This is a genomic window from Novosphingobium sp. 9U, assembly GCF_902506425.1.
GTDB lineage: Bacteria > Pseudomonadota > Alphaproteobacteria > Sphingomonadales > Sphingomonadaceae > Novosphingobium.
Genome location: NZ_LR732469.1, coordinates 2,089,674 through 2,103,717, shown reverse-complemented (window position 1 = coordinate 2,103,717; position 14,044 = coordinate 2,089,674). Strand labels below are relative to the sequence as shown.

The 14,044-nt window shown below is 66.2% G+C and carries 15 protein-coding genes; 11 read left to right on the top strand and 4 right to left on the bottom strand.

Annotated features, from left to right (window positions below; all coding sequences use genetic code 11):
• Positions 1–107: 107 nt before the first annotated feature.
• From GV044_RS09815 to GV044_RS09780, 8 genes are all read left to right on the top strand, one after another.
• On the top strand, positions 108–830 hold the full coding sequence (locus GV044_RS09815) for a sterol desaturase family protein (RefSeq protein ID WP_236554835.1): 723 nt from the start codon (positions 108–110) through the stop codon (positions 828–830).
• A complete protein-coding gene (locus GV044_RS09810) occupies positions 797–1,243 on the top strand; it encodes a DUF2141 domain-containing protein (RefSeq protein ID WP_236554834.1) in 447 nt (148 codons plus the stop codon). The genes GV044_RS09815 and GV044_RS09810 overlap by 34 nt, the downstream gene beginning before the upstream one ends.
• A gap of 37 nt (positions 1,244–1,280) precedes the next feature.
• Positions 1,281–2,561 carry an MFS transporter gene (locus GV044_RS09805; RefSeq protein ID WP_201299044.1) on the top strand — a complete coding sequence of 427 codons (1,281 nt, stop codon included), beginning with the start codon at positions 1,281–1,283 and terminating at the stop codon, positions 2,559–2,561.
• 82 nt (positions 2,562–2,643) lie between these two features.
• A complete protein-coding gene (locus GV044_RS09800) occupies positions 2,644–3,504 on the top strand; it encodes a hypothetical protein (RefSeq protein WP_159868802.1) in 861 nt (286 codons plus the stop codon).
• A gap of 114 nt (positions 3,505–3,618) precedes the next feature.
• The gene (locus tag GV044_RS09795) at positions 3,619–4,968 is read left to right on the top strand and encodes a M48 family metalloprotease (RefSeq protein WP_159868799.1); all 1,350 of its coding nucleotides are present in this window, start codon (positions 3,619–3,621) and stop codon (positions 4,966–4,968) included.
• A 9-nt stretch (positions 4,969–4,977) separates the two neighbouring features.
• On the top strand, positions 4,978–5,724 hold the full coding sequence (locus GV044_RS09790) for a DsbA family protein (protein ID WP_159868796.1): 747 nt from the start codon (positions 4,978–4,980) through the stop codon (positions 5,722–5,724).
• A 231-nt stretch (positions 5,725–5,955) separates the two neighbouring features.
• Positions 5,956–7,119 (top strand): sensor histidine kinase, encoded by a 1,164-nt coding sequence (locus GV044_RS09785; RefSeq protein ID WP_159868793.1) that lies wholly within the window; start codon positions 5,956–5,958, stop codon positions 7,117–7,119.
• A 95-nt stretch (positions 7,120–7,214) separates the two neighbouring features.
• On the top strand, positions 7,215–8,012 hold the full coding sequence (locus GV044_RS09780; RefSeq protein ID WP_159868790.1) for a LytTR family DNA-binding domain-containing protein: 798 nt from the start codon (positions 7,215–7,217) through the stop codon (positions 8,010–8,012).
• A gap of 42 nt (positions 8,013–8,054) precedes the next feature.
• On the opposite strand, the gene dctA is transcribed toward GV044_RS09780, so the two are convergent.
• A complete protein-coding gene (gene dctA, locus GV044_RS09775; protein ID WP_159868787.1) occupies positions 8,055–9,350 on the bottom strand; it encodes a C4-dicarboxylate transporter DctA in 1,296 nt (431 codons plus the stop codon).
• 63 nt (positions 9,351–9,413) lie between these two features.
• On the opposite strand from dctA, the gene nadC reads away from it, so the two are divergent.
• Together nadC and GV044_RS09765 are read left to right on the top strand one after the other, a co-directional pair.
• A complete protein-coding gene (gene nadC, locus GV044_RS09770) occupies positions 9,414–10,271 on the top strand; it encodes a carboxylating nicotinate-nucleotide diphosphorylase (protein ID WP_159868784.1) in 858 nt (285 codons plus the stop codon).
• Positions 10,268–10,960, top strand: coding sequence for a ribonuclease T (locus GV044_RS09765; RefSeq protein ID WP_236554833.1), 693 nt, complete (start codon positions 10,268–10,270; stop codon positions 10,958–10,960). Before nadC ends, GV044_RS09765 begins: the two co-directional genes overlap by 4 nt.
• 74 nt (positions 10,961–11,034) lie before the next feature.
• On the opposite strand, the gene GV044_RS09760 is transcribed toward GV044_RS09765, so the two are convergent.
• Complete coding sequence (locus GV044_RS09760) at positions 11,035–11,490, bottom strand: nucleoside deaminase (protein ID WP_159868781.1); 456 nt, start codon at positions 11,488–11,490, stop codon at positions 11,035–11,037.
• A gap of 114 nt (positions 11,491–11,604) precedes the next feature.
• Between GV044_RS09760 and rpmB the strand changes: the two genes are divergently transcribed.
• The gene (gene rpmB, locus GV044_RS09755) at positions 11,605–11,889 is read left to right on the top strand and encodes a 50S ribosomal protein L28 (protein ID WP_159868778.1); all 285 of its coding nucleotides are present in this window, start codon (positions 11,605–11,607) and stop codon (positions 11,887–11,889) included.
• Positions 11,890–12,056: 167 nt separating this feature from the next.
• Here rpmB and GV044_RS09750 read toward each other — a convergent pair whose 3' ends face one another.
• Both GV044_RS09750 and GV044_RS09745 read right to left on the bottom strand, forming a co-directional pair.
• Positions 12,057–13,052: an esterase-like activity of phytase family protein gene (locus GV044_RS09750; RefSeq protein ID WP_159868775.1), complete on the bottom strand. Its 996-nt coding sequence runs from the start codon at positions 13,050–13,052 to the stop codon at positions 12,057–12,059.
• A gap of 55 nt (positions 13,053–13,107) precedes the next feature.
• Complete coding sequence (locus GV044_RS09745; RefSeq protein ID WP_159871191.1) at positions 13,108–13,926, bottom strand: M23 family metallopeptidase; 819 nt, start codon at positions 13,924–13,926, stop codon at positions 13,108–13,110.
• Between the last annotated feature and the right edge of the window lie 118 nt (positions 13,927–14,044).

Below are 14,044 nucleotides of genomic sequence, written 5' to 3'. Positions count from 1 at the left end.
GAGGTCAAGCCCCTCCACCACTGCCTGCGGCGGCGGTGGAGGGGCTTGCGACGGCTGCGTTCTAGAACGCGCTATGCCTTACATGTAACAGAGGGCATAAGCCGCGCATGGCTCAAGCCCTAATCGCCGTAACGCTTTCCGCGCTCGCCATGACCGCGATCGTCGGCGTGCGTTATCTGCTGACCAGCGGCCTGTTCGCCTGGATCACCTCGCGCGTGCGGCCCGGCCTCTACCGGGGCATGAACAAGCAGATCGGCAGCGAACTGCGCTGGTCGCTGCTCTCCGCCGCCATCTACGGCGTGCCTGCCGGCGTGGCGGCCTGGGGCTGGCAGTCGCGAGGGTGGACACGCATCTACACCGATGTGCATGCCTACCCGCTGTGGTGGCTGCCGGGCTCGCTATTCGTCTACCTGTTCCTGCACGACACCTGGTTCTACTGGACCCATCGCTGGATGCACCGGCCCAAGGTGTTCGCGGCGGCCCATGCCGTGCACCACGCCAGCCGGCCGCCGACAGCCTGGGCAGCGATGAGCTTTCATCCTCTGGAGGCGATCACCGGCGCCGTGGTGGTGCCCGCGCTGGTGTTTTTCGTGCCGATCCACGTCGCCGTGCTCGGCATTGTCTTGCTCGTGATGACGGTAATGGGCATAACCAACCACATGGGGTGGGAGATGTTCCCGCGTTGGCTCATTAATTCGTCGTTGGGACACTGGCTGATAACGGCCAGCCACCATCAGCGCCATCACGAGCAGTACAAATGCAACTACGGCCTCTACTTCCGGTTCTGGGATCACCTTTGCGCGACCGATCGCGGGCTCTCGGCGCCCTGATCGTCGTTGCGGCCGCGCCCGCTCTGGTGGGCGCGGTGCAGCCGAGTACCGACGTCAGTGCCTCCGTCACCGGCTTGCGCTCCGCCAAGGGGCAGATCCTCGCCTGCCTGACGATGCGGCCAGACAAGTTCCCCAACTGCCAGAACGATCCCGCGGCCAAGCGCCTGATCGTGCCGGCGGCCGCACCGTCGCTGGACTTCGGCAAGGTCGGCGCTGGCCGCTACGCTATCGCGCTGATCCATGACGAGAACGCGAACGGCAAGCTCGACAAGCGACTGATGATCCCGCGCGAGGGTTTCGGCTTTTCGCAGGACGCGCCGGTGATGATGGGGCCGCCCCGCTTCGACAGCGCCGCTTTCCCCGTCAACGGCTTCGGCGAGCATCTCAACATCAAGATGCGCTACCTGTTCTGAACTTGCGGGCCGCGCTTCTGCGCCTTACCCGAATCGGGTGCCAGACGCGAAACCATCCCTGACCAGCAAGGCGCTGGAGCCAATCGGGCACCCCGATCCCGGCACCGGCACGTTCTCGCCGTTCCGCTATCCGGTGTTCCGCGCGATCTGGATCGCCAACCTGTTCTCCAACCTGGGCGGCACGATCCAGTCGATCGCCGCGGCCTGGATGATGACCGAGCTGACCACCTCGCACCAGCTGGTGGCGCTGGTGCAGTCCTCGGCCACGGTCCCGATCATGCTGTTCGGCGTGTTCGCCGGAGCCATCGCGGACAACTACGACCGACGCCAAGTCATGCTCTGGGCGCAGATCGGCATGCTGGTGTTCTCCGGCGTCCTGGCCGTGCTCGCCTATCTCGACATCCTCAGCCCGGTGCTGTTGCTCGTCTTTACGCTGGCGGTCGGCATCGGCACGGCGCTGAACTCGCCGGCGTGGCAGGCCTCGGTTCGCCAGCAGGTGGACAGCAAGCAGCTACCGCAAGCGATCGCGCTCAACTCGATCTCGTTCAATATCGCGCGCAGCATCGGCCCGGCCATGGGCGGCGTACTGATCTCGATCTGGGGCACCTCGTTCGCCTTCCTGATCAACGCGGTGAGCTACATCGGCCTGATCGGCGTGCTGCTCTGGTGGAAGCCCGAAGCCCGTGCGATCGAGCGGCGGCCGATCATCCCGGCCGTGGGAGCGGGCATCCGCTACTGCGCCGGCTCGCAGCCACTGCGGCGCATCCTCGTGCGCGGGTTGAGCCTGGGCTTCAGCCTGGCGGCCTATCAGGCGCTGCTGCCCACCATCGTCAGCGACCAGCTTCACGGCGACGAGTTCCAGTTCGGCCTGATGCTGGGCCTGTTCGGCATCGGCTCGATCATGGCCGCACCCTTCGTCGGGCCGCTGCGGCGCAAGCTGCATCTGGAGGGCATCCTGCTGCTGGGCTCGGTTATGTTCGTCTTCGTCCTGTCGCTCCTGGCCGAAGTGCAGGTCGTGTGGTTCGCGCTGCCCGCTGCTTTCGTGGGGGGCGTGGGCTGGGTGATGATCCTGACGAGCATCAACACCGCCGTACAACTGCGCTCGCCCGACGCGATCCTGGGCCGGTGCCTGTCGATCTACCAGGCCGTCACGTTCGGCGGCATGGCTTTGGGATCCTGGGCCTGGGGCGCGGTCGCAGACTGGCGCGGGCTGCCTTTTGCGCTGCATGCCGGTTCGGTGTTCCTGATCGCGTCGTTCCTGCTGCTTCGTTTCGTCGCGCCGCTGCCGAAGCCCGGCGAGGGCGTGGTGCGCGACTGAGTCGAGCTCTAGGCCCTCGTTTACGGCTTATTCACCACGAGGCTTGAGAACGCGTTGTCCGCATCGGACCTAGGGACACGTCATGGATAGCTTGCGCGGCGAATATAAGGAGTTGCACCATCCTCTCGCCGGGCATCATGCGCCGGAGGACGAGGACACCGGACGCGAGCCGCTTCCCATGGCGATTGGGCATGCCGAGCGGCGCCTGCAGGTCCGGGCTTACAACTTCTGGGCGGCGCTCTTGGGCGAGCGCCGGTTTCCGGCCAGCGACGCGCTCGATCTTCAACGCTTGGCGGACTTTGCCGGCTACTGCGTGCTGCTGGACGTCAGCGACGATCGCGAAGCTCCGAGGCTGGGCCACGTCGGCATGGCGTTGGCGCAGGAATGCGGTGTGGCCGAGGCGCTCACGCATTTGAGCGAGGCTCCGCAAGGGTCGCTCCTCTCGTGCATCACCGACCACTATCGCCAGGTCTTCGCCAGCGACGCACCGGTCGGGTTCGAGGCCGAGTTCGTCAACTGGCGCGGCGCGACGATCCTCTACCGCGGCATCCTGCTGCCTTTCTCGCGCGACGATGCCGAGATCGACCACGTGCTGTGCGTGATCAACTGGAAGGAAGTGCTCGACGCGCGCGTCGTCAACGCGTTGCAGCGAGAGATCGCCGAATCCTACGAGCCGCTGCGCCGCTTGCGGCTCGAACCCGAGGGCCTGGCGGATTGGGCGAACGGCCCGGACGCGGGGGCCGAGGCGCAACCGCTGCGCGACTTGCACGAAGGTTTGCGTGCTCTGCCCGAAGTGCCGCTCGCCAGCCTGCCAGCGCAAGGCGAGGAGTTCACGGTCCTGCTCGCCCGGCGGGGGCCGGACGGACAGGTCATCGTGCTGGGCGAAGTGCCGCACAAGTCCACGCTGGTCGAGCGTGCGGCGCGTGGGCTGATCGGCGCGTAGCGGAGCAGATCCGGGTCGACGCACTGCCTGCGCCAAGGCATGACCGCGGCTGTGACGCACTCTGCCCTTCAGCATCGGTTCACGCCTCGGGCGGCTAGGCTGCGCGCGATGCACATGCCGCGGCTTTCCGCTCTTCTGCTTGCTCCGCTCGCGCTGCTGGCTTCGGTGCCGGCGGCGGCGCAGTCGATCCTGCGCGATGCGGAGACAGAGGCGCTGTTCCGCGACATGTCGCGCCCGATCATCGCGCAGACGGGGCTCGATCCCAAGAACGTCGACGTCGTGCTGGTCAACGATCCCAGCGTGAACGCCTTCGTGGTCGGCGGGCAGGCGGTCTACGTGAACTCGGGCCTGATCAACGAGGCGGACAACGCCAACGAGGTGCAGGGCGTGGTCGCGCACGAACTCGGGCACGTGGTTGGCGGGCATGCGGTGCTCAACCAGGGTGCCAAGGGTGCGACCAACATCAGTCTGCTTTCGCTCCTGCTCGGGGCTGCAGCGGCGGCTGCCGGCGGCGGTGAGGCGGCGATGGGCGTGCTGATGGCCGGGCAGCAGGCGGCCATGGGCAAGTTCCTGTCCTACAACCGCGCGCAGGAAGCCAGCGCCGATGCGGCCGGCGCCTCGTACCTCTCCAAGGCAGGGATCACCGGCAAGGGATCGCTAGAGTTCTTCAAGAAGCTGCAGAACCTGGAGTTCCGCCATGGCTACCGTCCGGCCGATGGTGACGAGTTCTACTCGACCCACCCGATGACCGGCGACCGCATCGCCACGCTGACTGACACATATCAGGACGATCCGGCGTGGAACCGCCCAAGCGATCCCAAGATCGAGGCGCGCTTTACTCGGGTGAAGGCCAAGCTGTTCGGCTTTCTGGCCGAGCCCCGTGATACGCTGCGGGTCTACCCGCCCACCGACAACTCGGTGCCCGCGCACTATGCTCGCGCTTACGCCTATCACAAGGATTCGCAGCTCGACCGCGCGACGGCCGAGGCCGACGCGCTGTTGCAGACCGCGCCCGACGATCCGTACTTCCTGGAGCTCAAGGGCCAGATCCTGCTGGAAGCCGGCAAGCCGACCGAGGCCCTGGCGCCTTTGCGCCGTGCTACCGAACTCACCGCCAACCAGCCGCTGATCGCGACGCTGTTCGGCCATGCCCTGATCGCTACCGAGGACCGCAAGAACTTCGCCGAAGCGCAGACCGTGCTGCGTGCGGCCGTTGCCCGCGATCGGGAGAACCCGTTCGCCTGGTACCAGCTGGGCGTCATCTACGCCAACCAGGGCGACATGCCCCGCGCGCGGTTGGCCAGCGCGGAGCAGCAAGTGCTCAGCGGCCGGATGGAGGAAGCGCTGGCGAGCGCTCGAGCCGCGCAACTGGGCCTGCCCGAAGGCTCGCCCGACTGGCTGCGCGCGCAGGATATCGAGTTCCAGGCCCGCGCCGAAGTTGAACGCACCCGCAAACGCAAGTAGGCCCCAGCGATGACATCGACCCAGGACAAGTCAGCCGGCTCGGGCAGACGCACGGCGCTCGTGGTGGGCGTGATCGCGCTTGCCGCGCTCGGTGGCTGGTTCGCGCATAGGCAGTTCGCGCCCGCGTCGGACCGCGCCGCGGTCGAGCAGATCGTGCGATCCTATATCCTCGAGCATCCCGAGATCCTGCCCGAGGCGATGGACAACCTGCAACGCAACCAGGGGCGCGGCCAGCTCGCGCAAGTGCGCACGCCGGTTCACACGCCGTTTCCGGGGGCGGTGCTGGGCAATCCCCGCGGGTCGGTGACGCTGGTCGAGTTCACCGACTTCGCCTGCGGCTATTGCCGCAAGTCCGTTGGTGACATTGCCGCGCTCGCCAAGGCCAACCCCGATCTGAAGATCGTTATCCGTGAGCTGCCGATCATCAGCCCGCACAGTGCAGCTGCCGCGCGGATGGCGCTCGCTGCGGCGGAACAGGGCAAGTACCCGCAGTTCCATGACGCGATGTTCTCTGCCGGCCAGCTCGATCCTGTCTCGATCGAGGCGGCTGCCGGTGTTGCGGGTCTCGACATGGAGCGGGCGCGCAAGGTCGCTGCCAGCGCGCCCGTGGAGGAGGAGATCCAGCGCAACATGGCACTGGCTCAGAAGCTAGGCTTTGGCGGCACGCCCAGCTGGGTGGCCGGAGATGAACTGATCTCGGGCGCGGTCGGCACCGACAAGCTGGCCGAGGCGATTAAGGCCGCGCGCAAGAGCTGACGGCTTGCAGAACCTCGTCACCTTGAACTTGTTTCAGGGTCCATTGTGCCGCAATCTCAGTCCTCTGCCGCCGTAAGCCGCACTCCCAACCTGCGCGTGAAGCTGTTCGGTCTACACCTCGAAATGAACCCTGAAACGAGATCAGGGTGACAACTGACTGCGGGCCATGGACAACTCGCACGCATTCACAAGGATTCCCACCGCCGTCCTTCTGCGCTACGAATCGCTGCGATGGCCGTGCTTCCGATCAAGCCTATCCCGTTCTTCGCCAACAAGAACCAGGCGTTCTGGCGGCTTCAGGCGGTCGGCTGGGCAGGCGCCATGTTGTTGCGTGCGATGTCCGCGATCGCCAACGACCAGGCGCTGACGTTCCTCGTCATCGTCCTGATCGGCACCGTCACCGGCTTCTCGATCTCGCTGGTGCTGGCCGTGATCTTCCGCCAGCTGATCGGCCGACAGCCATTGCTGACCTGGGGCGTGACGGTTCTGGCGATCCCGGTCGCGGTGGGCCTCTACGCCTTTGTCGATGCTTGGGTGATCTGGCTCTACCGCGCCGAAACCGAGGCGAGCTTCGCGCAGCTGTTCATCGGCTACTTCTACTACGACGCTACCCTGCTGGGCGCTTGGTCCGCACTGTACTACGCGATCAACTTCTACCTGACGGTGGAGGAGCAGAACGACCAGCTGCTCAGGCTTGAGAACCAGGCGACGCAGGCGCAGTTGGCCATGCTGCGCTATCAGTTGAACCCGCACTTCCTGTTCAACACACTGAACTCGATCTCCACCCTGGTGCTGCTCAAGCAGACCGAGCCGGCGAACGCGATGCTCAGCCGCCTGTCGAGCTTCCTGCGCTACACACTGGTGAACAAGCCCTCCGCCAAGGTGACGGTTGCGCTGGAGGTGGAGACGCTGAAGCTCTATCTCGACATCGAGCGCATGCGCTTCGAGGAGCGGCTGCGCACGACCTTCGATATCGCGCCTGATACCGAGCAGGGTCTCCTTCCCTCACTCCTGCTCCAGCCCCTGGTCGAGAACGCGATCAAGTATGCGGTCAGCCAGCAGGAGTCCGGCGCGGAGATCACGATCACCACGCAACTCATCGGTTCGACGCTTCGCATCGTCGTCTCGGATACCGGCCCGGGCTTGCAAACCACCACCACCGACAACAGGCTCTCAGGCATGACTTACGATGGTGGGGAGCCGGTTTCGACCGGCGTGGGATTGTCGAACATTCGTGATCGCCTTTCGCAGGCTTATGGCGAAGACCACCGTTTCGAGACGATCGAACCACCCGAGGGTGGCTTCGCCGTGGTCATCGAACTGCCCTTCGAGCGTGCGCAGGCTGCCGAAGAGCCCACGCAAGCGCCCCGACTCGCCGCCGCGTCATCTCGCTGATACATTGCCGCATGCACTCGCCGGACCCGGTCATCCACCGTTCAAGCTGAAACCTTGATGGAGGCCGCGCGTTCGAGCGCCGGAGATTTCACCGCATGACTATCCGCACCATCCTCGTCGATGACGAAAAGCTCGCCATCCAGGGCCTCCAGCTACGGCTGGAGAAGTATCCCGATGTCGAGATCATCGACACCTGCTCGAACGGGCGCGAGGCCATCCGCAAGATCAAGACGGAAAAGCCCGATCTGGTCTTCCTCGACATCCAGATGCCGGGGTTCGACGGCTTCTCGGTCGTCAAGGGTGTGATGGAGATCGAGCCGCCGCTTTTCGTCTTTGTCACCGCCTACCAGGAGCATGCGGTCAAGGCGTTCGAGGCCAATGCCGTCAATTACCTGATGAAGCCGGTCGAGGACGACAAGCTGGCCGATACCCTCGCCCGCGTCCGCACCCGTCTGGCCGAGAAGCGCTCGGCCGAGGAGGCGGAGAAGCTCAAGACGGTGCTGGCCGAAGTGGCGCCCGATGCGATCGACGCCATACCCGAGGATGCCGAGCACAGCGCAGACCGCTTCGAAAAGCTGATCAACATCAAGGATCGCGGGCAGATCTTCCGCATCGATGTCGATTCGATCGAGCATATCGAGGCGGCGGGCGACTACATGTGCATTCGCACGGCCGACAACTCGCTGATCCTGCGCGAGACGATGAAGGACCTGGAACGCCGTCTCGACCCGCGCGTGTTCCAGCGCGTCCACCGCTCGACCATCGTCAACCTGAACCAGGTGCGTCAGGTGAAGCCGCACACCAATGGCGAGTGCTTCCTGGTGCTCGACTCCGGCGCGCAGGTGAAGGTCAGCCGGTCCTACCGTGACGTGATCGCCCGCTTCGTACACTAACCGCTTAACTCCTCTCCCCGCCGGGGAGAGGATAGGCGCGGCCTAGCCCTTCAGTGTCGCGTCGAGCTTGGCGTGATCGAGGCCACCCTCCCACTTCGACACCACGATCGCCGCCACCGCGTTGCCGACGAAGTTCGTCAGGCTGCGGCATTCCGACATGAAGCGGTCGACCCCCAGGATCAGCGTCATGCCCGCCAGCGGCACCGCCGGCACCACCTGGAGCGTCGCCGCCAGCGTCACGAACCCGGCCCCGGTCACCCCGGCCGCACCCTTGGACGAGATCATCGCGACGCCCAGCAGCAGCAACTGCTCGGACAGCGGCAAATGCACGTTGCAAGCCTGGGCGATGAACAGCGCGGCAAGCGTCATGTAGATGTTGGTGCCGTCGAGGTTGAACGAGTAGCCGGTCGGCACAACCAGCCCCACCACCTCGCGCGGGCAGCCGGCATGCTCCATCTTCTCGATCAGCAAGGGCAGCGCGCTCTCGGACGAGGAAGTCCCCAGCACCAGCAGCAGCTCGGCCTTGAGGTAGGCGATCAGCCGCAGGATCGAGAACCCCGCCCACAGACCCACCGCGCCCAGCACCACGACGACGAACAGGATCGAGGTCGCGTAGAACGTGCCCACCAGGAACGCGAGCTTGGCCAGCGCGCCGATGCCGTAGCTGCCGATGGTGAAGGCCATCGCGCCGAACGCCCCGATCGGCGCGGCCTTCATCAGGATGCCGACGATCTTGAACACCACCAGCGCGACATCCTCCAGCACCGAGAGGATGCGTTCGCCGCGTGGTCCGACCAGCGGAAGCGCCACTCCGAACAGGATTGCGACCAGCAGCGTCTGCAGGATGTTCTCACCCACCAGTGGCGAAACCAGGCTGGTCGGGATCATGCCGAGCAGGAAGCCGGTCAGGCTGTTCTCGTGCGCCTTGGCGGCATATTGCGCGACCTTGCCGGCGTCGAGCGAGGCCGGATCGATGTTCAGCCCGGCGCCCGGCTGCACCACGTTGGCGATGATCAATCCAACGAACAGCGCCAAGGTCGAGAAGAACAGGAAATAGGCGAACGCCTTGGCCGCTACTCGGCCGACGGATGCCAGATCGCGCATGCCGGCGATGCCGGTGACGATCGTCAGGAAGATCACCGGAGAGATGATCATCTTGACCAGCGCGATGAAGGCATCGCCCAGTGGCTTCATCGCCTCGCCCGTCTGCGGCGCCAGGTACCCCAGCGTTGCGCCGAGCGCGATGGCGATCAGGACCTGGACGTAAGTCAGCGTGTACCAGCGGCCCGGGCCGTGGATCGAGGTCGGGGCAGCGGCGTCAGGAGGCGCGGGGATCATGTCACGGTGCTAGCATCATGCTGGCGCTTGCGCGAATGTTCCGCACGGGCGAAAGACGCGGCCATGAGCTTCTCCATCAACGGCTTCGACCTCGACGCATTCGTCACCGCCACGCTCGACGAGGATCTTGGCGTCGGCCTTCCCGGTGGCGGCCACGATGTCACCTCCGAGAGCGTGATCGACGCCGATGCACGATTCTCGGGCGTGATGGACTCGCGCGATGCGATCACCGTCGCCGGCCTGCCTATCGCCGCGGCCTTCTTTCGCAGGCTTGACCCAGACATGCAGGTCGAGATCCTGGTCGAGGAGGGCGCGCAAGTGGAACCCGGCTCTCAGCTCATGCGGCTGTCCGGCAAGGCGCGCGCGATGCTGACGGCAGAGCGTTCGGCACTCAACACAGTGCAGCACTTGTCAGGCATCGCCACCATGACGGCGCAGTACGTGGCGGCGATGCAGGGCCATGCGACTTTGCTGGATACCCGCAAGACGATTCCCGGCCTGCGTCACATCGAGAAGTACGCGACCCGCATGGGCGGCGCGCAGAACCACCGCATGGGGCTGTGGGATGCCGCGATGATCAAGGACAACCACGTCCTCGTGGCGGGCGGTGTCGGCCCTGCCGTGGCGCGCGCAAAGGCGGCGGGTGTCGCGCAGGTCATCTGCGAGGTCGACAACCTGGACCAGATCGAGCCGGCCCTGGCTGCCGGAGCCGACCACCTCCTGCTCGACAACATGGACCCGCCGACCTTGCGCGAGGCGGTCGGCCTGGTCGCCGGACGTGTCCCGACCGAGGCGTCGGGGGGCGTGAACCTCTCGACCATCGGCGCGATCGCGGCCACCGGCGTGACCTACGTCTCAGTCGGCCGCCTGACCCAGAGCGCGCCTGCGGCGGACATCGGGCTGGACTTCACGCCGCTGTGAGGCGGCTGGCACTGCTGCTCGCGTTGCTGCCTGCGCCGGCTCTCGCGCAGGCCTATCAGTGCACGCCGCCGACTCGCATCGATCCTGTCGGTTCGGTTGCACCCGACGGTCCGCCGCGGCGAACGGCAGTGGCGGGCTACACGCTCGCGGCGAGCTGGTCGCCGGACTATTGCAAGACCAGCGGCGATACCGGCTCGATGCAATGTTCAGGGCGAAATGGACGTTTCGGTTTTGTCCTCCACGGGCTCTGGCCCGAGGCCAGGCGCGGCCTGTCTCCGCAATGGTGCCGCACAGGGCCGGCTCCTTCCCCGCAGGAGCTGCGCGGCAATCTGTGCATGACTCCGTCGGCCCGGTTGCTGGCGCACGAGTGGGCCAAGCACGGCACCTGCATGGCGAAGACTCCGGCGCAGTACTTCCGAGTCGCGGCCATCCTGTGGCGGTCAATCCGCTGGCCCGATGCCGACCGCTTGTCGCGACAGGATGCGCTGACCGCAGGCGACTTGCGTGCTGCTTTCGTGCGGCTCAATCCGGCCTGGAAGCCCGAGCAAGTCGGCGTGCAGCTGAGCCGGACCGGTTGGCTACGCGAGGTGCAGCTGTGTTACTCGAGGCGCTTCCTCCCAGCAAAGTGCGACCGGCGGCACACGGGTGCATCGGATGCGGCACCGCTGAAGATCTGGCGCGGGCTGTAGTTTGTAGCTGCGCCCACACTCGAGGTCATTGCTGACGAAGCTGGCTGCGGATCGGGCTTAGGACGACGTGACTCTCAACGCCGCTCTCGGAAAAAGCCTCGCAACAGCTCGGCCGCTTGCGATTCGCCGATGCCGGCGTAAACCTCCGGTCGATGCAGGCACTGCGGCTGCTCGAACACCCGCGCGCCATGCTCCACCGCGCCGCCCTTGGGATCGGAAGCGCCGTAGTATAGCCTGGCGATCCGCGCATGGACGATGGCGCCGGCGCACATGGCGCAAGGTTCCAGCGTCACCCACAGCTCGCACCCGTCCAGCCGCTCGTTCGCCAGCACCTGGGCACCTGCGCGAATCGCCTCGATCTCGGCATGCGAGGTAGGGTCGTGGCGTGCGCGTGGCGCGTTGCGTCCGGTAGCGATCACCACGCCGTCCTTGACCAGCACTGCGCCGATCGGCACCTCGCCTTCGGCTGCCGCCAGCCGGGCTTGCTCCAGAGCGAGCGTCATTGGTCGGGGCAGGGGCCAGCGGGTCATGCACGCACCGCTACCGTGCGACAGGCCTGTGCACAACTTGACCTTGGCGGGGTGACTCGCTAAGGGCGCGCCTTCCCGTTTAAACGGCACAGCATCCATCTAGCGAGAAGACCCATGTCCCGTATTTGCGAACTGACCGGCAAGAGCCGCCAAGTCGGCCACAACGTCAGCCACGCCAACAACAAGACCAAGCGCGTCTACCTGCCCAACCTGCAGAACGTGACGCTGCTGTCGGACGGTCTGGACCGCAGCTTCAAGTTCCGCGTCTCGACCCACGGCCTGCGCTCGGTCGAGCACAACGGCGGCCTGGATAGCTGGCTGCTCAAGGCTTCGGACGAGAAGCTCAGCACGCGCGCCCTGAAGGTGAAGCGCGAGCTGAAGAAGAAGCAGGCAGCCTGATCGAGCCGCTCCGCTAACGCGGGGCGCTTCGATTCGAACATGGGGCGTGCGGAGCGATCCGCGCGCCTTTTTGCGTGTGGGAAGCCCTAGGGCGACTAGCGGGCTGCAATAGCTGGCCCGAGCTTCTCCCGTTCCTGCGCTCTCCCCGTCCGGGAAGAGGGGCGCCTCTACCGAGGCAGCTTGGCAGGATCGACGACCAGCTTCCACAACAGCGTGCGCTGGATGCGGGTCTGGTTGTCGTCTGAGATCAGCCACACGATCACCTTGCCGTCCGCACGCGGCACCACGGCCATGCCCTCGAAGTTGTCGACCGGCAGCGTCGAGGCAAGCCGCGCGACTTCGGTGACGTGCCAGGTGGCCCCTGCGCGGATCCGGGAGGGATCGCCGATCGCGATGCGGCCGGCGAATCGCTCCGGCAAGGGCCAGATCAGCGTCCGCATCAGCACCAGCACGCGGCCGTCGGGCATCTGCGCCATGTCGACGGGATCGAAGGCGGAGGGGCCATCGAAGGTGAAGTGCTTGCCCGCATCCGGAAGCACGACGGGGTCGCCGGGGAAGACCACGCCGTCGTGATGGCGGGGCCAGAGCCACTCGCGCGCGCCTTCGGACATCGCCACGAAGCGCCCGTCAGCCAGGCGGATCATGGCCTCTGGCCCAGAGTTTTCGCCCCAAGAGGCCATGCTCGCAGGCTGCGCGCGTCCGTTCTCGGCCCAGTTCGGCCCCAGGCGCACGAAGCCGTTCAGGAATTCCAAACCCAGCCAGATCTGGCCGTTGCGAGGATCGCGCGTGGCCGATTCGCTGTCGACCTTGCGCTTGTCGTTGCGCGGATCGCTGATAAGGTTTCCGTGGCGGGCCGGACGCTGGCGGCCCCCTGGCGGGGTGAAAGCCAGAAAGCGGCCGAAGTCCGATATCGCCAGCAGCCGTCCATCGGGCAGCGCCAGCAACGCCGAGTAGCCGCCGAATTTGTAGTTGCCCAAGGTCATGTGCCAGGCGCCCTCGAGTTCGAAGGCGCCCAGATGCGCTTTCAGGACCGCCCGGGGCGGCAGCTTGAGGGCGGTGAAATGCAGGGTGTCGTTGGGCACCACTAGCCAGCGCTCGGAACGCAGCCAGGTGGTCAGCGCGACGCCGACGATCAGCAGGACAAGAGCGATGTTGCGCCGCACAATGGCCTGATAGGCTTGTGGCTGCGCTGCGCAACCCGGAGAGGGCGCGCTCCCCTTACTTCATCGGACCGGTGAGCAGGATCGGGTCGATGCGGGCGTCGTTCCACTTCACCGACCAGTGCAGATGCGGGCCCGTGGCGCGTCCGGTCGCGCCGATCCGCCCGATCGGCTGACCCTGGCGCACATGCTCGCCCTCGCGCACCAGGATCTGCGAGCAATGCAGGAACGCGCTGTTGAGGCCCATGCCGTGGTCGATCATCAGCAAGTTGCCCTCCAGCGTGAAGGGCGACTGTGCGGCCAGCACGACCACACCGTCGGCGGGCGCCACGAAGGTCGTGCCCGCGCCGCCTGCAAGGTCGAGGCCCGAGTGGTAGGCACCCGGCTCGCCCCGATAGACGCGCTGTGAGCCGAAGCGGCCGGAGATGCGTGCCTTTACCGGATAGACGAAGTCCTGCCGCCAGCCTGCAGCATCGGTCACGCGGGTGCGAGCCGCCTCGATCCGCGCGAGTTCGGGGCGGCGCAGCGCAAGGAACGCCTCGGTCGGCCCATTCTCACGGCGCGCGATGTTGACGCGCTCGATCTGCCATGCGCGCGGCGCAATGGAGAGCTGGCGCACGACCTGCTCACCGGAGCGCAGCGTCGCGACCAGAGCGGATGTCGCCGGCGCGTCGCGATCGAAGGCGGCGAAGAAGCTGCCGTCGGGCGCAAAGGCGATCGGCTGACCGGCCAGCGCTAGAGTGCGCGTACCTGCGGGCACGGTGCCCTTGATCCAGCCGCCCTGCGTTAGCTCTCCGGCAAAGGCGAAGGTCGACGGACGCGCGGGCACGAAGGTGACCGGCGGCGGAGCATCGCCAGCAACCGCACCCTGGGGCATTTGCGGCACAGGCGATGGCGCGCAGCCGGCGAGCAGCGCGATGCTGGCTGCCACACAGATCGCGCTAACCCACGCAGGGGCCGAAACGGCAGGCACTCTCTCGGCCACGCGACTGCTC